The following is a 20,211-nucleotide window of genomic DNA, read 5'->3' as shown; positions in this document are numbered from 1 at the left end:
GGAGGGCAACAAATATGGAAAAGGTAATTGAAATAAAACATTTAAGCAAATCCTTTGGAAATCATGAAGTTTTAAAGGATATAGATTTTTCAGTAAATAAAGGAGAAGTAGTTTCTATAATAGGATCTTCAGGATCCGGGAAATCAACCCTTCTTCGCTGTATTAATCTTTTAGAAAAGCCAAGCGGTGGTGAAATAATTTATAATGGAGAAAATATGTTAGATCAGAAACATGATGTATATTCATATCGAACTAAACTGGGAATGGTATTTCAGCAGTTTAATTTATTTAACAATCATGATGTTTTAAACAATTGTGTGGTTGGACAAATGAAAGTACTAAAACGATCAAAAGATGAGGCTGAAAAAGTTGCAATGAAATATTTGAAAGTAGTTGGCATGGAGCAGTATATAAATGCTAAACCAAATCAGCTGTCAGGAGGACAAAAGCAGCGTGTTGCTATTGCCAGGGCATTATCAATGGAACCTGATGTTATGCTGTTTGATGAACCAACTTCAGCTCTTGATCCTGAAATGGTTGGGGAAGTTCTGAAGGTAATGAAAGAGCTTGCTGAGTCAGGCTTAACCATGTTAGTAGTAACACATGAAATGGGCTTTGCAAAAGAGGTATCTCAAAGAGTAGTCTTTATGGATAAGGGAGTTATAGCAGAAGAAGGTACACCTGAGCAGATTTTTAACAATCCTTCTCAGCATCGTACAAGAGAATTTCTAAAACGTACATTAAACAAGATCTAAGCACAGCTTAGGTCTTTATTTTTCAATATTTTAAGTTTGCATATATTTGTATTTGAGTTATAATTAATTTGATATGGTAATTTAAACATATCTGAAAACGGTTTCAAAGTATATATCTAAAGCATAAAAACAAAGGAGTGATAAATATATGAGAAAGTTATTATGGAAGCCGTCCAAAGAGTTTATAAAAAATACAAATATGAATTCTTTTATGAATTATGTAAATGAAAAATTTAATTTGAAATTTAATGATTACCCAGCTTTGTATAAATGGTCAGTTACTTTTCCCAAGGACTTCTGGGGTACCTTGTGGGACTTTTTAGATATAAAATGTTCAAAGACTTATTCTACACCTGTAGATGATTTGTCCAAATTTCCAGGTGCCAGCTGGTTTGTGGGTGCAGAATTAAACTATGCAGAAAATATACTTCGTTTTTCTTCAAGTTCTGATACTGCCATTGTATTTAGAGGGGAAAATAAAATCAGACGTGAATTAAGTCATAAGGAATTGTATGAACAGGTTGTAAGACTTGCAGAAGCACTTAGAAAAGACGGAGTAAAGCCTGGGGATACCATTGCGGCATATATGCCTAATGTACCTGAAACTGTAATTGCCATGCTTGCATGCTCTGCAGTAGGTGCTATATGGTGCTCCTGTGCTACTGATATAGGACCTCAGGCCGCTATTGACAGACTTGGACAAGTAAAACCTGATATTCTATTTACAACAGATGGATATTATTATAAGGGAAAATGTTTTGATGTTATGGGGAATGTAAAGCAGATTATACATGGCATTAATTCTATTAGAAGAGTTGTTGTTTCTCACTATGCAGGTGATAATTCCAAAACCACTGAAATACCAAATGGTGTTTCATATGAAAATTATCTATCATGTAATGTACCTGTGGATTTTAAATTTGAACAGCTTCCTTCAGAGCAGCCTCTTGTGGTTATGTTTTCATCAGGTACTACAGGAAAGCCAAAATGCATGGTACAGTCTTCTGCAGGTCTTCTTATTAATCAGCTGAAAGAATTAGTTCTTCAAAACGATGTAAAATCTTCTGATTGTATGCTGTATATTACTACATGCAGCTGGATGATGTGGAACTGGCAGGCTGCAGCTCTTGGAACAGGTGCATCTATAGTTCTTTATGATGGAAATCCGTCTTATCCTGATACATCTGCAATCTGGAAGATATTAGAAGAGGAGAAGGTTACTATTTTTGGACTAAGTGCAAGTTATGTACATGCTCTAATGGCTGAAGGGTTCTCACCTAGAAAAGCTGCTGATCTTTCGGCACTGAGGGAAATTTCTCAAACAGGTTCTGCCCTTTCCGAGGATGGTTTTGATTATATTTATACTGAAATTAAAAAGGATTTACATTTTAATTCAATTGCAGGAGGAACAGATATTAATGGATGCTTTTCATCTGGAAATCCAATAAGTCCTGTTTACTCAGGAGAACTTCAGGGACCTGGACTTGGAATGAAAATCAATGCATATAATGAAAAAGGTGAACCCATAAGAGATGAACAGGGAGAATTAGTATGTGAGATGCCAACTCCATCTATGCCCCTTAAATTCTGGAATGACCCTGACAACACTAAATATATGGATGCTTATTTTAGAGTTTATCCTGGTATCTGGCACCATGGTGACTATGTTCTTATACATTCTGATACAGGCGGCATTACCTATTATGGCAGATCTGATTCTGTACTGAAGCCATCTGGGGTAAGAATAGGAACAGCTGAAATCTATAATCAGGTGCAAAAAATTCCAGAGATTCAGGATAGCCTGGCTATAGGACAAAATTACAAGGATGATCAAAGAATTATTTTATTTGTTCAGACAAAAGAAGGCATTGAGCTTGATGAAAATTTAAAAAAGGAGATAAAAACAATTTTAAGAAAGAATGCTTCTCCGCGTCATGTTCCTGCAGTTATCTTACCTGTCCCTGATATACCAAGAACTTTAAATAATAAAAAGGTTGAAAGTGCAGTATCCAATATTATAAATGGCCGTAAAGTTACAAATAGAGATGCTTTAGCAAATCCACAGTCACTGGATTATTTTGAAGAAATTCTGCCAAAGTTAAATTAATAAATAATAGCAGCCTATAATTTTAGGCTGCTAAAAATATATTTAACAGAAATTTAACATGTTATGTGAAAATATGGTACAATATATTATATATAAAGGTCATAAGTATAGCATATCCCAATATTCTTGAATGGAGTGACAAGTTATGGAAAATGAAATTGCTTCCATAGGTCAGGCTAATGTACTTATTGTTGATGATTCTTCTTCAAATATTAAGCAGCTTATAACTATTTTTAAAAACAGTAATTATAAAGTAAGAAATATTTCGGGGGATGAATCAGTATTTCAGGATTTGAGAGAAAATCCAACAGATATAATATTAATTAGTGCTGTTTTAAAACAAACTGATGGGTTTCATGTTTGTGAAAGCTTAAAAGTTAATGAAACCTTAAAGAAAATTCCTGTTATATTTATCTTTCCAGATTATCAGTGCATTGATAAGGACAAATTGTTTTCTGCAGGTGGTGCTGATTATATTACTTGTCCATTTAATTATAATGAAGTAATTTCCAAGGTTGACACACAGTTAGAATTGTCTTCTTTAAAAAAAGAGGCAGAAGCATTAAACATAAAAGTAATGAAAAGAAATCAAAAGTTAGATGAAATAAAAAAATATGACAGAATTAAAACAGAATTTTTTGCAAATATTTCTCATGAATTAAGGACTCCTATAAGTGTTATTTTTTCAGCTCTGCAGATACATGAGCTTAAGTTAAAGCAGAGTTTTTCTGAGGATTCATCTATTGATATGTTTAAATATACAAAGATTATGAAGCAAAACTGCTATCGTCTTTTAAGACTTGTTAATAATTTAATTGATATAACTAAGATTGATGCAGGGTTCTTCACTATAAATGAAACAAATATAAACATTGTAGACTTGATTGAGGAAATAATATCATCAGTTGATGATTATATAAAAAATAAAGGCTTATCAATTACATTTGATACAGATGTAGAGGAAAAAATTATTGGCTGTGATCCAGATAAAATAGAAAGGATTATTTTAAATTTATTATCAAATGCAGTTAAATTCACTCCTTCTGGAGGAAAAATTACAGTAACCATAGAAGATGGTAAAGAATATATCTGTATAAGAGTAAAGGATACAGGCAGAGGCATTCCTAAAGATAAATTAAACAGCATATTTAAGCGCTTTGTACAGGTGGATAAATCCCTTGCAAGGGATCATGAAGGAAGCGGAATAGGATTATCACTTGTAAAAGAATTAGTTGAACTGCATGGCGGAACAATATTGGCTAAAAGCAAGGTAGGCTGCGGCTCGGAATTTATCATACATCTTCCATGTAAACTGGCACATGGTAATGCTGATAATAAAAATGTACATGTTGATACTATAAGTAAAAACAGCATTGAAAAAATAAATTTGGAATTCTCTGATATATATAATTAAACATACATATATTTATTAATGAAATAATTTAAAGGATATATAAATGATTAATTTAGCAGGTGAAAACAAATTTGAGCAAATAAAAAAGTCCAGAAGTAAAATTCAGCATTACAGAAACACTATTTCATCCACAATGTGTCCTGTAAGAAGGCAATGGCTGGAAAATCAATTAATTGTGGAAATAGATAATATTATTCATTGTATTGAAGGAAATTACAGGGAAACCCGGGAAATTACAATTGAAGAATTGTCCTCTTTTAATGGTACTGAAGGCCGGCCGGCTTATGCAGCAGTTAATGGAATAGTTTATGATGTAAGTAATGAGGCTACATGGGGAGGGGCAACTCATTTCGGACTTGTGGCAGGGAAGGACTTAACAGCTCAGTTTAATGGATGCCATGGCACAGCAGCTGTTTTGTCACAGCTGCCAAAGGTAGGCATACTTAAGCAGAGCACTTGATTTGTTAAATTCCTTCAGTTACCTTAACTTCATGGAAGTCTTCTTTTAAAGTTTTATTGAGCAGATAATAAGAGGTTATAGCAGCAATGGAATCAGTTATAGGATAGGCTGCAAAGACTCCTTTCATACCAAATAGCTGAACAAATAGTATTGATAAGGGAATAAACACTATAATTTCCCTGTATATAGAAAGTAAAAAGCTTTTTTTAGCTTCGCCAATTGCCTGATAATAGTTAATTCCCACATAATATATTCCTGTTAAAGGAATAAGGGATATGCATAATCTAAAAGCTCCAGCTGTTTCATGAAGCAGTGAAGCATCGTTAATGAAAAATCCTATAATGGAGTTTGAAAAAACCATAAATATTGACCAAAATGCAAAAGAAACTATAACTGCAGCTTTAACAGAAGTAGATAAAACCATTTTAACTTTATCGTAATTTTCAGCGCCAAAATTATAAGCAGCTAAGGGCTGCATTGCAGAGCTTATGCCAATTATTGTAACAAACAGGAACATTGAAACTTTAGTTATTACTCCTATCATAACAATGGCAGATTCTCCTCCCTCAGCATAGAGGATGTTATTCAGCACTACAGAAACTAAAGCATCTTCAATTTCTATTACAAAGGTTGAAAATCCAATTGTTATTATACTTGTCAGGATTTCTTTTGAAACTGAGCTGTAGATAGAATGCAACGTAAGCTTTATATTAAAACTTTTCAGGACATCTTTAAATTTATAAAAAGCAAAAGTAAAGGCTGTTATTTGAGAAAATACTGTGGCTATAGCAGCACCTTCTATTCCAAAGCCTGACATGGCTATTAAAATATAATTAATTACTATATTTAAAGTGACTCCAATTAGATTAGTATATAAAAGAGCTTTTGTTTTCTTTAGAGAAATCATAATATAACATGCAACTGCTGTAAGAGACTGGAAAACTCCGCCTATTAATATTATAGATACATACTTATTAACTAATGGGTATGTTAATTCACTTGCACCTAATGTAAAAAGAATAGGCTTTTTAAATATAAAAATTATAAATGATACTACAGTTAATAATACTATGACTAAGCTTAAAGATGAAATCACTATCTTTTTAAACTCTGTAACGTTTTGTTCTCCTAAGCTTCTGGCTGCATAGGTAGAGGTTCCAACTGCCACTAAAAGACCCAGAGCTATTAATAATTTTTGAATTGGAAATGCAATGGTAATGGCTGCCAGAGCGGTAACTCCTAAATAGTGCGCAACATAAAGCGTGTCAACAATGTTATAAAGTTCAGATACTAATAATGCAAATATTGCTGGTACAGCAAATTTAAAAAGCATTTTATTTATTTTTTCTTTTGCAAAAATATTACTGTCAATTTCCATAAATTTCACCTCAAGTTTTGAAAATAACCTATTTTCTTTTATATAATAATTATAAAATTTTGGGGAGAAATTTACATTCACTTACAGGTCAATAAAAAAGTACAATACTGCTATGCCACTAAAATGGCTGATTTAAAGAAATAGCCTGATAACACCTGACTATAGGTATTATTAGGCCTCTTTAATTAAAATAAGCATGGCACCATATCCATTAAGTTTGGTTTGTATATTGATTACAGTGCTTTTTTTAAAACTTTTAAAATTAATAGCAGGGAAAGAAGCTTTATGCAGAATCTGCTTTTCCTCCTTACTTAATCTTTTAGGTTTACCCATGTCAACCCAGTAATTATATGAGGAACCTGATTTTTCATTTATTTTATAAGTAGTTAATCTTATAGATGAAGGAATGTTAACTATATTTAGCGAAATCTTTTGTGCAGCTGCGTTTTTATCAGCTCTCAGCTTTGAAAAACTACTTAATGGAATCAATTTATCTATATTTTTATGATGATTATAAAGTAAAATCTGATATTCTTTTTCAGATTTTGTAACTATATATCCATTATCCTTGGCAACCAATGTATCTCCAAGTTTGTTTAACAGGTAATAGGCATAATAAGATGGTTTTTTGATACCCTTATCATTTATAACACCAGGATAACCAAAAAATACTTCATTTGTAAGGTTAACCTGTTTATCAATTACATCAAATGCTCTTAAAAAGTTCAAGGAGTTTATATTATTTACTACACCGTTAATAATATAAGGCAGCATATATGTTGTGTCATAGATTTCGTCTATGGCATTATTACAGATAAATTTATCTTTATCTATTTCCAATTGGTATTCTGTACACAAAATTTCAGATAGCTTGTTAATAACATCAGGTGAAATTGTCGAACTAAATTGAAATTTAAATGAATGCATATCTAAATTATCCAGCTCACTAAAATAATTTAGGAAGGACTTAACAGCTGACATAAAGTCAGAAGCAGAAAATCCATTATCATCTAAAACTATAAGAGGTTTTAGATTAAGTGAATCCAAAAACTCAAATACATCACAAACTCTGTTCCAGTTATAAAAGTTAGAACTTGGGAATATACACATATCAGGGCTGAACACATTTAAGAGCCTTGCATATTCAAAGCCAATCTCCTCCTGAAGCACCTCTAATATATCTTTATTATCTTCTAAAAGAAGATCAAAGGCATCTCCTACATTTAATACTTCCTTAAACATTTTATTAAATTTGCCTGCTTCTTCTCCCATATTTATATTTATTTTTGTTATTTTATCTTCATAATTAAATCTATCGTAGTCTTCCAGATAGTAAGTCATATACTGAAGACTATCCTTCAAATCATAAAATTTAATAACTTTTTGTTTGTTAAATGTTTCATCATCAACTTTAAACTTTTTTCTATATTGAAGGGGAGTGTATTTGTAGTGAATTTTAAAATGCTTATTAAAATATCTGGTATGAGAAAATCCTACATCTTCTGAAATTTCAGATATGGTTTTATCTGTGTCTAAAAGAAGTTTTAAAGCTTCTTCAATTCTATTTGAGTTTAATAAATCCGTAAAACTATAGCCTGTAATATCCTTTATTCCATGAGATAGATAATCAGTGCTTAAAAATTCTTTTTTTGCTATATCCTGAAGAGTTATATTATCGTTATAATTATTAAATATATATTTTGAAATTCTGTGGTATCTTTCTAAAAGTTCTTCATTGCCTTTCAAATCATCATTTTCATACATTAAATAATGAAAATTGTTTATAAGATAATAAAGCATATCTACAAGAATATCTTTTGCTTCCTTATCATAGTCCTCCTGCTTTTGAACTGCTTCACAGGTTATTTCAGCTAAAAAAGTCCTAAGAACATCATACTTATCATTTTCCTGTGCTTTGTCATCTGTAGTATTAGTGAAGAAAAACATATTTTCAATATCAGTATAGTATTTTTCAAAAAAACAGGGATCTATATGAAATATTAAAACCATGTTATCTTTGTCAGAACTTACAATGCTGTGGGTTTCATCAATATTAACTATTTCCACATCTTTTTCTATAAGTTCATATTTATCTGAGCCTATTACAATATTAAGATTTCCCTTTAAAACATAAAGTATTTCTATGGAATTATGCCAGTGCAAAGGGTAATTAATCATAGTTGCTAAACGTATTGATACAGGGATATCGGAAGGATAAGTAATATATTCTCTCCTCATAAATTTTTCTCCTCATTATTAATATATAGTAAGTATAATATATGAAGTTTTTTTTTGCAAAGAATGATTAAAATTTTAAAATCAGGTTTTTAACAGCGTAGTTTAAGCATATATTTTTAAAAGAAGCTATATGGGGGTATTGATGTGGATAATCTTAAAAAAAGTAAACATATTACGGCTGAAAGCCTTATTAAAGAAGTATCACAGCTTATTCATGATAAAAGAGCTCATAAGATTAATGCAATATGGCTGGAGGCTACTGGATGTTCAGGAAATATAATGTCCTTTATTAATGGTGAAAATCCGGGATTATTAGATATTTTAACCGGGATCATAGACTTAAAATTTAATAATACATTAATGACAACAGAAGGAGATAAAGCCTTTCAGCAGTTTCTTAATACTTTAAATACAGAATTTATTCTTCTTGTTGATGGGGCTGTTTCTACTAAAGATAATGGTCGTTACAATATAATAGCAAATTATAAAGGAAAGCCTGTAACGGCACTGGAGGCTGTTACCATGGCAGGTGAAAAAGCTAAGTATGTTATTGCAGTTGGAACCTGTGCCTGCTATGGAGGAATTTCAGCTGCGGCACCAAATCCTTCACAAAGTAAAAGTGTTAAAGAAGTGTTAAATAGGGAGGTTATAAGACTTCCATGTTGTCCCAGCCATCCTGACTGGGTAATTGGCACACTGGCTCATTTAGTTGGGTTTGGTATGCCTGAATTGGATGAACAAAGCAGGCCAGTTGTATTTTATGGAGTAACCATACATGATAATTGCACAAGAAGGGGATTTTTTGACAAACAGATATTTGCAAAAAAACTTGGGGATACGGGCTGCATGTTTAAGCTTGGATGCAGGGGGCCAGTTACAAAAACGGACTGTCCCAGAAGAAAGTGGAATGGGTATGTAAACTGGCCTGTTGAGGCCAATACACCTTGTATTGGATGTGCCCAGCCTTATTTTCCCGATGGCATGGAGCCTTTTGTAAGATATTAAACGTTTAAAGGAGAATTCTATGAAAAAAATCATAACAATAGATCCTGTTACTCGCGTCAGTGGTTTTTTGGAAATTACTGCTGAAACCGAAAACAACATAGTTACAAATGCTAAGACCAGTGGATTACTTTTTAGAGGCTTTGAAAAAATGCTGAAAGGAAGATCTCCATTAGATGCTGTATATTTTACTGAAAGAATCTGCGGTATATGTTCAACATCCCATGCAGCAGCATCTTCACTGGCACTTGAGGATGCTCTTAGAATACCTGTAAACATTAATGACCTTTATATAAGAGATATAATGCATGGTTTTGAATTTTTACAGAACCATTTGAGACAATTTTATTTTTTTACAATGCCTGATTATGCTAAGCTTCCTAACGTAAGTCCTATTTCTCCTGAACAGTATAGTGATTACAGGCTGCCAGAGCATCTTAATAAAGATATAGAAAAAAATTATATTAAGAATATAGAAATAAGCAGACTGGCTCACGAGGGCCTGGCTGTCCTTGGCGGAAAGGCTCCTCATAATCACGGAATATTTCCAGGAGGAGTCACAGTAAATATAGATGCATATAAATTGGAAAAAGTTAAATCAATAATTTCAAAAATAAAGGAATTTGTAAATAATTTTATGATTCAGGATATGGAAACCATCTCCAAGTACTATGAGGACTATTTCCATAAAGGTGAGTCATATTCAAACTATATGAGTTTTGGATTATTTAATGACTATACTGATCCTGAAATAAGTTATTTAAAACCTTCAGTTTTAATTCATGGTAAGAAGCAGCCATTTGAAATGAATAAAATTACTGAGAATATTTTATATTCATGGTATATAAGCGACAAATCTGCAAAAAGCCCTGGAGATGAAGCTGTGGAAGAAGTAGATTTAAACAAAGAAAATGCATATACATTTATTAAGGCGCCCAGATATAATGGACTGCCCATGGAAGGCGGCCCACTGGCAAGGCTAATGATAACTGGTGAATACACTAAAGGAGGTTCATGTATGGATAGAAATGCTGCAAGGGTTCTTGAAACAAAGAAGATAATAGGCATAATGGAGAAACTCACTGAAAGGGTTGAGTTAAAGAAAAGCTCCCAGGGAATTTATAATATACCTGAAAGTGCTTCAGGTGCAGGCCTTATAGATACAATAAGAGGACCATTAGGCCACTGGCTTAAGATTGAAAATAAGGTTATCAAACATTATGATATTATTACACCTACAGGATGGAACTTGTCGCCACAGGATGAAAATGGGGTACATGGGCCCGCAGAAAAAGCCTTAATTGGTACTAAACTGAATAGTAATGAAAATACTCCTGAACTAGGAAGAATAATACGTTCTTTTGATCCATGCATATCCTGCGCAACACATATAGTCAGGACACAGTAAGTTGAGTACAAAGGTTATTGCAATAGGCAGTATTTTAATGGGTGATGACAGCATAGGAATCAAAGTACTGGAGAAGATACAAAGCTCCCTGAATTCATATGGCATAGAAACCTTTATAGGTGAAACTGATACAGAATATTGTATTTCATTATTAGAAGATAAAGATTTTATTTTTATCTTAGATGCTGCTATGCTGGGAAATAAAACCGGGGATATAACAATAATTCCCTTAGAACAATACAAAAATTATTTTAAAGGTTGTTCCCAGCATTCAAATAATCTGCTGGATATGTTATATATATATGGTAAAAATATTAAGGGCTATTTTATTGGCATTGAAGCCTTGGATATAGTCTGCAGTTTAAAAATCAGCAGAAGTTTACAAATGTGTTTAGATAAAATATCATCTGATGTTTTGAATATAATTTTAGAATTATCATGCAGGAAAGTTATAGGAAATGAACTTGAGGACAGCAGTTTTACAAAAAAGTAAAACTGCTGTCTTTTTTCTATAATTTTGATTGACAAAAATATTAGTAATAGTCTATTATAATATATAATAACTTTCTAATATACTTATATACTTAGGAGGAATTCATGTGATAGAAAATGTAAAAATTATATCAGAATTATTAAAGGTTTTATCCAATGAAAATAGATTATTAATTGTCTGCAATTTGATTGAGTCTCCAATGACTGTAAGTGAGCTTCACAAAAAAATTAATAATCTTACACAATCAGCTTTATCTCAGCATTTAGCTATGCTTAAGGCACATAAGGTTTTAGATTCAGAAAAAAATGGACTTTCAATTACATATTATATAAAGGATGACAGAGTAAGAAATGTAATGAAAGTGCTTAAAGAAAATTATTGCGACTGCTAAAGTACATATTGACAAATTAAAACTTCTAATATAATATCAGTATATAAGAAAATACTAATATATTAAAAGCTGAAAGGAGGTAGTCGTATATGTCTCAAAATAACAATTTTAATTCAATAAGTGTTCACGACCTGGATGGTAAATTAAATAAAATTAATTTAATAGATATTAGGGAAGAATATGAATATGCTGATGGTCATGTGCCTACAGCTAAAAATATACCAATGGGTGAATTAAATGCACAGCCTGAAAAGTATCTGGATAAATCAAAGGAATACTATATAATCTGCCAGACAGGCATAAGAAGTGCAAGTACATGTGAGAATCTGGCAGCAAAAGGATATAAGGTTATAAATGTTTCAGGCGGAACAGGAGCTTATATTCTTCCTTTGGAAAGATAGAATATTTCACAATAAAAGAATAAGATAAAACAACAATTATTTATATAATTTTATTTAGTAAAGGATTGGTGAATTTAATATGGTTAATGTGTCAAATAAGGCAGCAGAAAAATTCAATGAGGCCAGACAAAAATCAAAAAAACCAGATGATCTAATGATTAGAGTTAGTTTTGGGGACTTTGGCTGAGGCGGCCCAACACTTGATGTGACTCTGGATGAGTCAAAAAATGAAAATGATATAGTATCTGAATCTGATGGTATTAAAGTGGTATATGAACCTGAACTTGAAGATTATTTAAACGGAGCAGTGATAAATTACTCTGACAGGTGGTTTAACAAAGGCTTTATCATAGAAGCATCAAATTTGTCTTCCTGTTAATATTGATGGCTGTGGCATTAATTAAGCAATTTGCTATTAATACCACAGCTTATTTTGTATCACTATAATATAAAAAAATAAGAGGTAAACCCCTTATTTTAGTGTTCCGGTAAAGCCGGATAATCCATGATTCATGTGATAAATCGGCCCGAATTTATTTTTTAATAAAACAATTACAGCTCTTGGACTTCGTCCTCCTGAGGCACAATGAACTAACATTGGTCTCCCTCTGTACTTTTCAAGCTCACCTATTCTTGATGATATTTCTGACACAGGCATAAGTTTAGCTCCATTTATATGTCCTGAGCTATATTCTCCTTTAGTTCTTACATCAAGAATCACTATATTTTTATTTTCGCGAATAAGCTTTGCAGCCTCAGGACCTGATACATTTGTTACATTCTTATTAAGTTTAATTACTATTTTTGGATAGAACATATAAATCAGTAAAAGTATAGTGACAGCATACAATATATAATTCATAATTTTTTCCTCCTTAAAGTTTAGATATTATATACCCCTTATGGGTATATAATATCATCATTCATAATAAAATGCAATATTGAAGTTGTTACTGTAGATGTTCTATATAAATCGTAATAAAAAGAGAATTAAATAAAACACCTTCAATTTTAAAGGTGTTTTATTTATATAATCAGCATTAAATTATATTTCTAAGCTGTGTCAAATGATTTATTACAAATTCTGCTCCTGCCATACCCATTGCGAAAAATGATAATATTATTATAAGAGTTATTGCTCCAGTATCATATCGTATTTTTTCTTCTTTATTAATTACATAAGCTGCAATAATTTCAATTCCCAAAAACACAAGAATAAGAGGCCATAAAGATACTATCATAGAGATACTAATATTAGGAAAGCTTAATCTAAGCAAAAATAAAATTCCAAACATAATTAATACTATGCCTGCAGTAAATGTTCCTACCTGTCGCCCCTTATGCATTGTTGTCACACTCCTTTTTCTTTCCAATAATAAGCTTTACACCTAAAACTATAATTGCAATTCCTATAATTATCTGAGGAGTAATTCTTGTTATATTTCTAATTATGTCATATGTTTTATCAGGAATATAAGGGCTTAAAATGTTCATAACATTATTCCAGGCTAAATATATACCCAAAAGCAGTAACAATATACCCCAAAAAAGTCTTCTTTTTTTGAACATGTCTTTGTCAATTGATACTAGTTTATCTATGGAAAAAAGGTAATTATCTTCTAAAAGCGTGAATTCATCATCATCTGTTTCAGCCTTATTTATACAGTCAAAAAAGGAGTAAAACCAAATTAATGGTAAAATATAAAGTAATGGTCCTATATCAAGCCAGGAAGAAAGAAATATTATAAGGAAAAACATTGCCATAAATGATATTCCAGTCTTCATAAATCCCATATACATATGACCTGCCCCTGGTAATAGTGAAAAAATAAAGGTTAAAATTTTATTTTTTTTCTTTTTCATTATTGAAAACCTCCATATTTATTATTTTCTCTGACAAATTATAAAGATTTGTATTAATTGAGTTTACAATACTTAAGTCTGGTGCCTTAATATAACTTGTTTCTAATTTTGTATTAGCTAAATAGTTTAATTGACTGGAAAAAACAATTATTAATGCTATACAGGCAGCAACTGCAACCTTAAGAGAATAAAAACCAAATTGAAAGCTTTTTTGTTTTTTATTATTTATTTTTTCATGTATTTCCTCCTGGAATCCTAAGGGAGCCTTTGCCAGTTCATTATCATTGAAGCTGTTAGCTAGAGCATCAGCACATTTTTCACAACAAGCAATATGCTCTGATAATAAAATTAAGCTTTTATCATCCAAATGTCCTTCCTTAAAAGCTTTTAATGACATTTCAGTTAAATGATTATCTTCATTAAATAATTTACTTCTCAAATAAATTCCTCCTCCCATAATTCCTTAAGCATTTTTTTTGCTCTATATAATTGAGTCTGTAATGTTTTTAAGCTTTGGCCGGTATTTGCTGACATATGTGAAAGTTTAATATCTTTACAAAAATAACTTATTGCTACTGTCCTGTAAGGTTCCTTTAATTTAGTACATATATTATGTATTTTTTCGTCGGTGCACTTTTTCATCACTATATCTTCTGGTGATTCATCTGTGTCTTCAATAGTTTCATAATCCTCATCTGTGAGATTAATGGTTTTTCTTGCCTTATTTTTAATGTAATCCTTACACTTATTTGCAGCAATTGTAGTAAGCCAAGCCTTAAGGTTATCACCATCAAATTTTTCATAATTTGTATATGCAGACAAAAATGTTTGCTGTGCCAAATCCTCTGCATCAAAATAATTTTTTGTAAAGGATAAACAAATGGTGATTATTAATCGTTCATATTGCTTTATGCAATTTTCAAATTGTTTCTTTTCAATAACTATCACCATCCTTTTTTGTCCTTACATTTAATATAACGATTGAAAAAGAAAAAACACTTCATAATTTAACATATTAGGTATACTATTTATATATAGAAAATGCAGGGAGGTGTCAATATGCCAAGGCCCACAAAATTTAGAAATGTGGAGTTTTTCCCAAATGACACTTATTTTGTACCATGGGGAAAACCTAAATGTGAATTGGAGGAAATAGTATTAAAGGTTGAAGAGCTGGAAGCTATGAGATTAAAGGACATTGAAGACTTAAATCAAGAGGAGTGTGCAGAAAAAATGCAGGTTTCAAGACAAACATTTCAAAATATTATAGATAGTGCAAGAAAAAAGACGGCAACTGCACTTACTTTGGGAAAAGCAATAAGAATAAGCGGAGGGCATTATACAACTAATCTCTGCAGATTTAAATGTTTGAATTGCGGTGCAGTTTATGGAGCAAATTATGACCAGGACAGAAATATGTGTCCTTCTTGTGGTTCCCATAAAATTATATGCAGCAGTAAAAAAGGATTTTGTAAAAAATGGTGCTGTAAAAATAATATATAAAAAATAAACCAAGTATATAAGCTTGGTTTATTTTTAGGTAAATTAATGATTGTACAAATTGACCTGGACACTAAATCTGGCCTGTAAGCACTTGTACTAAAATACTTGTTACTGCCACTGAAAACCAGACAATTAAACCAAGCAGCATGGGCTTAACACCGTTTTTCATCATTTCTTTAAAATCTGTATTTAAACCTATAGCAGAAAGAGCCATGACAATCATGAATTTTCCAAGTGTGTTTATGTAAAATAATGAATTTCCTTTAAATATGCCTATGGTATTTAACAGGGAAGCAAATAAAAATCCAATTATAAACCAGGGAAATATTTTTTTTAAATTGTAATTTACATTGGAATTGTTTTTAGATTCCTTTTTCTTTTTATATGCTGTGATCAGAGCAAAGATAAGAGATATTGGAATGATCATAGTGGTTCTTGTAAGCTTCACTATTGTTGCATAGGCTCCTGCTGTGTTGCTGAATGCATATCCTGCAGCTACCACGGAAGAAGTATCATTTACAGCAGTGCCGGCCCATAAACCAAAGGCTTTATCTGAAAATCCCAAAAGATGTCCAAGGGGCGGAAAAATTAATACAGCAATAATGTTAAACAAAAAAATAGTAGAAACTGAATAGGCAATTTCTGTTTCATCTGCCTCTATTATAGGTGATATGGCTGCAATGGCAGATCCTCCACAAATAGCTGTCCCAACTCCAATCAAGGTTCTTAACTTATCTGGTACACCTAATATTTTTCCAACTATAAAGGCAGTTAAAAATGCTGCTAATATAGTAAATACCATTACTGAAAATGAACTTATGCCTGTTTTTAAAACTTCATTTAAGCTTAAGCCTGCACCTAACACTATAATAGCCCACTGAAGTATTTTTTTTGATGTAAATGTAATGCCTTTTTTTGTTGAGGCTGGCTTGCCTATAGTATTGTTTATAATTATTCCAAGCACGATGCCAAATACGGGCCCTCCTACTATTGGAAATAGGTTACCAAGCTCTGATGCCACCAGGGCCAGTAATAGTGATACAATTATTCCACTTAAATTTTCCTTTATCATGAAATTCACTCCTCGTATAAAATTTAGTACAAGCTAATGATATTATAGAAGCTGTAATAAAACCAATTATAAATAATTATGTTTTTATAAGAATTTGTTATAATATATAAATGAATGCCTTAGGGGGGATAAAACTTATGATGGATGTAAGACTGCAGACATTTATTGTGCTGGCTCAGATTAAGAGCTATACAAAAGCAAGTGAAATATTAAATATTACTCAGCCGGCAGTATCACAGCATATAAAGTTCCTTGAAGAATATTATGGTGCTGATTTTATAAAAAAAGCAGGAAGGACTATAAAACTCACTGAGGAAGGGAAAATCCTTTATAGATATGCAAAACAACTGGAATCCATTAATAGAAGTTTAGAGTCAGAACTAAAAAATAAAAATAACATAAATAAAACATATAAAGTAGGTGCATCAATGACTATTGGAGAGTATGTGCTTCCTTTTATGCTTGCAGATTATAAGAACAGCTTTGGTAATATAAACATACTTCTTCAGGTTAATAACACAGAGGAGATAATTGATAAATTATTAAACAGAAAAATAGATCTGGCATTTGTTGAGGGAAACTTTCATAAGGAAAAGTTCAAACACATTAAATATAAGGATGATGAATTAGTACTGGTTGTTTCAAATCAGCATGAGTTTTCAAAGTTAAAATATGTAAAAATAGATGATGTTTTAAATGGACAATTAATATTAAGAGAAAAAGGATCTGGTACAAGAGAAACTTTTGAAAATAAAGTTTTAGAATTAGGTTACAATCTTAATAATTACAGACCATATATGGAGATAGGCAGTATTTCTGCAATTAAATCTTTAATAGAAGCTAACCTGGGATATTCCATAATGTCCAGGGAAACTATCAAAAAAGAGCTTGATATAGGAAAATTTAAAATAGTAAAAATAAAAGGCATTAATATATCAAGAGAATTTAATTTTGTGTATTTAGCTGATAGTGATGCAGATTTTGTGAAACATTTTATAACATTTTGTTTAAAGTAAGTATTGCTTCTGGCATTTGACAGAAATGTATAACAAATATATAATATAAATAGCATATGCCAATAATGAATGGAGGCCATTAATTATGAAAATAGCAATACCCAGCAATGGTAATTTGATTAATCAGCATTTTGGAATGAGCAGAAACTTTGTTATAGTAACAGTAGAAAACAAAAAAGTTGAAGGTGTGGAGGAAATATCCTCAGCAGAATTTACACATCAGCATGAAAACCTGGCAAATTTACTTTTAAGTCATGGCGCAGAGGTGGTCATAACAGGAGGCATAGGAGCAGGTGCAATTTCAGGATTGCAGCAAAAAGGCCTAAGGGTAATCAGAGGAGCATCCGGAGAATATATGAAGGCTGTTGAACAGTACATTAATGGAACTCTGGAAGATAAAAATATAGTATGCAATCACCATGGAGAACACCATAATAATTAGAAAAAGTCAAAAACAGCACTAACTGTATAGATATTTACTTTCTATAGAGTTAGTGCTTTATCTTCTAAGTGCAGATGTCTTGCTGAAGATCTGCTTTTTATATTCCATAGGAGTAAATCCTGTATGTTTCTTAAAAAAACTGGAAAAATAGCTTACATAGTTAAAGTTAAATGTATAACTTATTTCGTTAATACTAAGATTTGTATTTTGCATATAAATTTTAATTGCATTTATCTTTTGTTCATCTATGTATTCAGTTAAGGTTTTCCCTACCTGTTTTTTAAAGCTGGAAGATAAATAATTTGGATGTACATTTACATAGGATGCTAATTCCTGTAATGTGATGGGTTCCTCTATATGTTTTCTGATATAGTAAATTACATGATTAATCATTGGATTATAAATATATTCTTTATTGGTCTTTAATACCTGTATAAAATCATTTAACATTTTATATTCCAGGGCCTCAGTTTGTTGTCTGGTTTTTGCCTCATCTATAAGATTTATATAATAGTCACTTAACATAAAGGCAGTTTCAGTATCCAGCCCAGCTTCAATAACTGCACGGGTGAAAATTGTACATGAACCTACTAGTGAATATTTTAAAGAATTAATGGGCTGTTTTGATAAATGAGCTCTTTCAAGAGAGTTTATTTTATGGAGTATTTTAATGCTTTCTTCCTTGTTAAGCATCTGCATGGAAGCTATAAGTTTTTTCTCCAGCTCATAAGAAGGGTGTACATATGATGTGAACCTGTTATTAGCCATGCTTAATTCTAATTTTTTATAGATATTATCCAAAACAGATCACCTCAATGAAATAAACTTAATAAAGTATAAAATATATTAAGTATCTATAAGATTATATAACTTTTTACTATATAATGTCAATGTAGGTTTAATAATAATTATGCCTACAAAATTTACGGTAATCGTTTTGTTTTTTATTTATTAAAATGGGGGGAATAAAAATGAAAAAATTTCTTAGCATTGCCTGTGCTTTGACCATAGCTTCAACAGCATTGGTCGGGTGTGGTTCAAGTGCAACACAAACCTCAAGTACAGGTAAAAAAGCCGAAGTTACGGTTATTCAAAACAAAGTTGAAATTCAGCAGCAGCTTGAAGCCGCAGCAAAAGATTTCAACAGTTCTCACAAAGATGTGGAGGTAAAGATTCTAGGAGCTGCAGGAGATAATTTAGTAACTACATTACAATCTCAGTTTGCATCAACTCCAGAGAAAGCTCCAACTATTTTCACTTGCGGCAGCGGCAGTGAATTTGAAAAGTTCTACAAATACATGGCTCCGCTTGATTCTACAAAATCAGCATCCAAGATAGTTAAAGGACAAAAAGAAGATTCCATGAAAGATGGCAAGCTTTATGGTCTGCCAATGGCAATTGAAGGCTTTGGATTAATATATAACAAAACTATATTTAAAGAAGCCGGAATAAATGCAGATGATATTAAATCCATGGATGATTTGGTTGCTGCATGTCAAAAACTTGCTCAGGTTAAAGGAGTTGTAAAACCTCTTGCTTTTGCAAAAGAAACATATTTCCAGTTTATGCATCCTTTTAACTGGCCTTTTGCAGTAATGAGCGACTATAAAGATAAAATAGCAAAAGTTAACGACGGAAGTCTTAAACTTAAGGATATACCAGAAGTAAAACAATATGCTGAAGACTTGAATAAATTAAAACCATATACAAATCTTGCTAAAGACAGTTACGATGATCAGCTTGCAGGTTTTGCACAAGGTAAATATGCTATTATTCACCAGGGTAACTGGGCACAATCAGTTCTTGATGACTATAAAATAAACTTTGAAATGGGCATGATAGGAATGCCTGTTAATGGAAATACTGCAATAGCTGTTGGAAACACTAACTTCTTCCATGTAAATAAATATGCTACAAAGGAACAGCAGGCAGGAGCTGAAAGCTTCCTTGACTGGTTATTTACAGATCCAACAGGTCAGAAATATGTAACTGATAAATTTAAACTTATACCAGCATATACTGGATTCAATACAAGTTCATTAAATCCACTGGCAAAGGAAGTTTCAAAATACTCTGATTCAGGTAAGACAGTACCTTGGACTTTCAATTTGTTCCCAGCCGGAGTTGATAAAGATTGTGCAAGTGCTATGGAAAAATTCTATGCAGGTCAGTCAACACCTGATCAGCTTCTTGATGAAATCAATAATGTATGGGTTAATGCAGCTAAAAAATAAAATAATTTAAATTAAAAGCCTCTCAAATGAGGCT

23 protein-coding genes are annotated in these 20,211 nt (G+C 31.6%); 14 read left to right on the top strand and 9 right to left on the bottom strand.

Annotation, left to right across the window (positions count from 1 at the left end; translation table 11 throughout):
• Positions 1 to 14: 14 nt before the first annotated feature.
• From EQM05_RS10325 to EQM05_RS10310, 4 genes are all read left to right on the top strand, one after another.
• The gene (locus EQM05_RS10325) at positions 15 to 755 is read left to right on the top strand and encodes an amino acid ABC transporter ATP-binding protein (RefSeq protein WP_128749966.1); all 741 of its coding nucleotides are present in this window, start codon (positions 15 to 17) and stop codon (positions 753 to 755) included.
• A 148-nt stretch (positions 756 to 903) separates the two neighbouring features.
• Positions 904 to 2,862, top strand: coding sequence for an acetoacetate--CoA ligase (locus EQM05_RS10320; RefSeq protein ID WP_128749965.1), 1,959 nt, complete (start codon positions 904 to 906; stop codon positions 2,860 to 2,862).
• Between the two features lie 145 nt (positions 2,863 to 3,007).
• Positions 3,008 to 4,276, top strand: coding sequence for a hybrid sensor histidine kinase/response regulator (locus tag EQM05_RS10315; protein WP_128749964.1), 1,269 nt, complete (start codon positions 3,008 to 3,010; stop codon positions 4,274 to 4,276).
• Positions 4,277 to 4,319: 43 nt separating this feature from the next.
• Positions 4,320 to 4,736 carry a cytochrome b5 domain-containing protein gene (locus tag EQM05_RS10310; RefSeq protein WP_128749963.1) on the top strand — a complete coding sequence of 139 codons (417 nt, stop codon included), beginning with the start codon at positions 4,320 to 4,322 and terminating at the stop codon, positions 4,734 to 4,736.
• Between the two features lie 4 nt (positions 4,737 to 4,740).
• On the opposite strand, the gene EQM05_RS10305 is transcribed toward EQM05_RS10310, so the two are convergent.
• Together EQM05_RS10305 and EQM05_RS10300 are read right to left on the bottom strand one after the other, a co-directional pair.
• Complete coding sequence (locus EQM05_RS10305; protein WP_128749962.1) at positions 4,741 to 6,114, bottom strand: MATE family efflux transporter; 1,374 nt, start codon at positions 6,112 to 6,114, stop codon at positions 4,741 to 4,743.
• A 171-nt stretch (positions 6,115 to 6,285) separates the two neighbouring features.
• Entirely contained in the window at positions 6,286 to 8,352 is a 2,067-nt protein-coding gene (locus EQM05_RS10300) for a helix-turn-helix domain-containing protein (protein WP_128749961.1), read from the bottom strand.
• A gap of 138 nt (positions 8,353 to 8,490) precedes the next feature.
• Between EQM05_RS10300 and EQM05_RS10295 the strand changes: the two genes are divergently transcribed.
• The 6 genes from EQM05_RS10295 (at position 8,491) to EQM05_RS16385 (ending at position 12,426) form a co-directional block, all read left to right on the top strand.
• On the top strand, positions 8,491 to 9,357 hold the full coding sequence (locus EQM05_RS10295) for a hydrogenase small subunit (RefSeq protein WP_128749960.1): 867 nt from the start codon (positions 8,491 to 8,493) through the stop codon (positions 9,355 to 9,357).
• Between the two features lie 19 nt (positions 9,358 to 9,376).
• Positions 9,377 to 10,762, top strand: coding sequence for a nickel-dependent hydrogenase large subunit (locus tag EQM05_RS10290; RefSeq protein ID WP_128749959.1), 1,386 nt, complete (start codon positions 9,377 to 9,379; stop codon positions 10,760 to 10,762).
• Between the two features lies 1 nt (position 10,763).
• Entirely contained in the window at positions 10,764 to 11,255 is a 492-nt protein-coding gene (locus EQM05_RS10285; protein ID WP_128749958.1) for a hydrogenase maturation protease, read from the top strand.
• A gap of 106 nt (positions 11,256 to 11,361) precedes the next feature.
• Positions 11,362 to 11,646, top strand: a complete 285-nt coding sequence (locus EQM05_RS10280; protein WP_128749957.1) for a metalloregulator ArsR/SmtB family transcription factor — start codon at positions 11,362 to 11,364, stop codon at positions 11,644 to 11,646.
• 89 nt (positions 11,647 to 11,735) lie between these two features.
• Positions 11,736 to 12,047, top strand: a complete 312-nt coding sequence (locus tag EQM05_RS10275; RefSeq protein ID WP_128749956.1) for a rhodanese-like domain-containing protein — start codon at positions 11,736 to 11,738, stop codon at positions 12,045 to 12,047.
• A gap of 79 nt (positions 12,048 to 12,126) precedes the next feature.
• Positions 12,127 to 12,426 carry an iron-sulfur cluster assembly accessory protein gene (locus tag EQM05_RS16385; protein WP_347560224.1) on the top strand — a complete coding sequence of 100 codons (300 nt, stop codon included), beginning with the start codon at positions 12,127 to 12,129 and terminating at the stop codon, positions 12,424 to 12,426.
• A gap of 93 nt (positions 12,427 to 12,519) precedes the next feature.
• Here EQM05_RS16385 and EQM05_RS10265 read toward each other — a convergent pair whose 3' ends face one another.
• From EQM05_RS10265 to EQM05_RS10245, 5 genes are all read right to left on the bottom strand, one after another.
• Positions 12,520 to 12,909, bottom strand: a complete 390-nt coding sequence (locus EQM05_RS10265) for a rhodanese-like domain-containing protein (protein ID WP_128749954.1) — start codon at positions 12,907 to 12,909, stop codon at positions 12,520 to 12,522.
• A gap of 178 nt (positions 12,910 to 13,087) precedes the next feature.
• Complete coding sequence (locus EQM05_RS10260) at positions 13,088 to 13,393, bottom strand: DUF5668 domain-containing protein (RefSeq protein ID WP_128749953.1); 306 nt, start codon at positions 13,391 to 13,393, stop codon at positions 13,088 to 13,090.
• A complete protein-coding gene (locus EQM05_RS10255; RefSeq protein WP_128749952.1) occupies positions 13,386 to 13,910 on the bottom strand; it encodes a hypothetical protein in 525 nt (174 codons plus the stop codon). The genes EQM05_RS10260 and EQM05_RS10255 overlap by 8 nt, the downstream gene beginning before the upstream one ends.
• Positions 13,891 to 14,349, bottom strand: a complete 459-nt coding sequence (locus tag EQM05_RS10250; RefSeq protein WP_128749951.1) for a hypothetical protein — start codon at positions 14,347 to 14,349, stop codon at positions 13,891 to 13,893. Before EQM05_RS10250 ends, EQM05_RS10255 begins: the two co-directional genes overlap by 20 nt.
• Entirely contained in the window at positions 14,346 to 14,861 is a 516-nt protein-coding gene (locus tag EQM05_RS10245; protein ID WP_128749950.1) for a sigma-70 family RNA polymerase sigma factor, read from the bottom strand. Before EQM05_RS10245 ends, EQM05_RS10250 begins: the two co-directional genes overlap by 4 nt.
• Positions 14,862 to 14,969: 108 nt before the next feature.
• Between EQM05_RS10245 and EQM05_RS10240 the strand changes: the two genes are divergently transcribed.
• Positions 14,970 to 15,413: a DUF134 domain-containing protein gene (locus tag EQM05_RS10240; protein WP_128749949.1), complete on the top strand. Its 444-nt coding sequence runs from the start codon at positions 14,970 to 14,972 to the stop codon at positions 15,411 to 15,413.
• A gap of 70 nt (positions 15,414 to 15,483) precedes the next feature.
• Here the strand turns inward: EQM05_RS10240 and EQM05_RS10235 are convergent, their stop codons facing one another.
• Positions 15,484 to 16,485: a YeiH family protein gene (locus EQM05_RS10235; RefSeq protein ID WP_128749948.1), complete on the bottom strand. Its 1,002-nt coding sequence runs from the start codon at positions 16,483 to 16,485 to the stop codon at positions 15,484 to 15,486.
• Between the two features lie 137 nt (positions 16,486 to 16,622).
• Here EQM05_RS10235 and EQM05_RS10230 point away from each other — a divergent pair, with 137 nt between their 5' ends.
• Together EQM05_RS10230 and EQM05_RS10225 are read left to right on the top strand one after the other, a co-directional pair.
• The gene (locus tag EQM05_RS10230; RefSeq protein ID WP_128749947.1) at positions 16,623 to 17,501 is read left to right on the top strand and encodes a LysR family transcriptional regulator; all 879 of its coding nucleotides are present in this window, start codon (positions 16,623 to 16,625) and stop codon (positions 17,499 to 17,501) included.
• An 85-nt stretch (positions 17,502 to 17,586) separates the two neighbouring features.
• Positions 17,587 to 17,943: a NifB/NifX family molybdenum-iron cluster-binding protein gene (locus tag EQM05_RS10225; RefSeq protein ID WP_128749946.1), complete on the top strand. Its 357-nt coding sequence runs from the start codon at positions 17,587 to 17,589 to the stop codon at positions 17,941 to 17,943.
• Between the two features lie 57 nt (positions 17,944 to 18,000).
• Here EQM05_RS10225 and EQM05_RS10220 read toward each other — a convergent pair whose 3' ends face one another.
• Positions 18,001 to 18,744, bottom strand: a complete 744-nt coding sequence (locus tag EQM05_RS10220; protein ID WP_128749945.1) for an AraC family transcriptional regulator — start codon at positions 18,742 to 18,744, stop codon at positions 18,001 to 18,003.
• Positions 18,745 to 18,914: 170 nt separating this feature from the next.
• Here EQM05_RS10220 and EQM05_RS10215 point away from each other — a divergent pair, with 170 nt between their 5' ends.
• Positions 18,915 to 20,177 (top strand): ABC transporter substrate-binding protein, encoded by a 1,263-nt coding sequence (locus tag EQM05_RS10215; protein WP_164917262.1) that lies wholly within the window; start codon positions 18,915 to 18,917, stop codon positions 20,175 to 20,177.
• Positions 20,178 to 20,211 lie beyond the last annotated feature (34 nt).

It is taken from the genome of Clostridium sp. JN-9 (assembly GCF_004103695.1).
In the GTDB taxonomy this organism is placed as follows: domain Bacteria; phylum Bacillota; class Clostridia; order Clostridiales; family Clostridiaceae; genus JN-9.
The sequence above is the reverse complement of the archived record's forward strand: the minus strand, read 5'-3'. Positions and strand labels throughout refer to the sequence as shown.

What these genes read in the sequence shown, in the direction of transcription:
- EQM05_RS10265 (WP_128749954.1), bottom strand. Translation starts at nt 12,909, where the DNA reads ATGAATTATATATTGTATGCTGTCACTATACTTTTACTGATTTATATG.
- EQM05_RS10230 (WP_128749947.1), top strand. Translation starts at nt 16,623, where the DNA reads ATGATGGATGTAAGACTGCAGACATTTATTGTGCTGGCTCAGATTAAG.
- EQM05_RS10290 (WP_128749959.1), top strand. Translation starts at nt 9,377, where the DNA reads ATGAAAAAAATCATAACAATAGATCCTGTTACTCGCGTCAGTGGTTTT.
- EQM05_RS10225 (WP_128749946.1), top strand. Translation starts at nt 17,587, where the DNA reads ATGAAAATAGCAATACCCAGCAATGGTAATTTGATTAATCAGCATTTT.
- EQM05_RS10305 (WP_128749962.1), bottom strand. Translation starts at nt 6,114, where the DNA reads ATGGAAATTGACAGTAATATTTTTGCAAAAGAAAAAATAAATAAAATG.
- EQM05_RS10300 (WP_128749961.1), bottom strand. Translation starts at nt 8,352, where the DNA reads ATGAGGAGAGAATATATTACTTATCCTTCCGATATCCCTGTATCAATA.
- EQM05_RS10310 (WP_128749963.1), top strand. Translation starts at nt 4,320, where the DNA reads ATGATTAATTTAGCAGGTGAAAACAAATTTGAGCAAATAAAAAAGTCC.
- EQM05_RS10275 (WP_128749956.1), top strand. Translation starts at nt 11,736, where the DNA reads ATGTCTCAAAATAACAATTTTAATTCAATAAGTGTTCACGACCTGGAT.
- EQM05_RS10245 (WP_128749950.1), bottom strand. Translation starts at nt 14,861, where the DNA reads ATGGTGATAGTTATTGAAAAGAAACAATTTGAAAATTGCATAAAGCAA.
- EQM05_RS10255 (WP_128749952.1), bottom strand. Translation starts at nt 13,910, where the DNA reads ATGAAAAAGAAAAAAAATAAAATTTTAACCTTTATTTTTTCACTATTA.
- EQM05_RS10320 (WP_128749965.1), top strand. Translation starts at nt 904, where the DNA reads ATGAGAAAGTTATTATGGAAGCCGTCCAAAGAGTTTATAAAAAATACA.
- EQM05_RS10260 (WP_128749953.1), bottom strand. Translation starts at nt 13,393, where the DNA reads ATGCATAAGGGGCGACAGGTAGGAACATTTACTGCAGGCATAGTATTA.
- EQM05_RS10325 (WP_128749966.1), top strand. Translation starts at nt 15, where the DNA reads ATGGAAAAGGTAATTGAAATAAAACATTTAAGCAAATCCTTTGGAAAT.
- EQM05_RS10315 (WP_128749964.1), top strand. Translation starts at nt 3,008, where the DNA reads ATGGAAAATGAAATTGCTTCCATAGGTCAGGCTAATGTACTTATTGTT.
- EQM05_RS10215 (WP_164917262.1), top strand. Translation starts at nt 18,915, where the DNA reads ATGAAAAAATTTCTTAGCATTGCCTGTGCTTTGACCATAGCTTCAACA.
- EQM05_RS10235 (WP_128749948.1), bottom strand. Translation starts at nt 16,485, where the DNA reads ATGATAAAGGAAAATTTAAGTGGAATAATTGTATCACTATTACTGGCC.
- EQM05_RS10240 (WP_128749949.1), top strand. Translation starts at nt 14,970, where the DNA reads ATGCCAAGGCCCACAAAATTTAGAAATGTGGAGTTTTTCCCAAATGAC.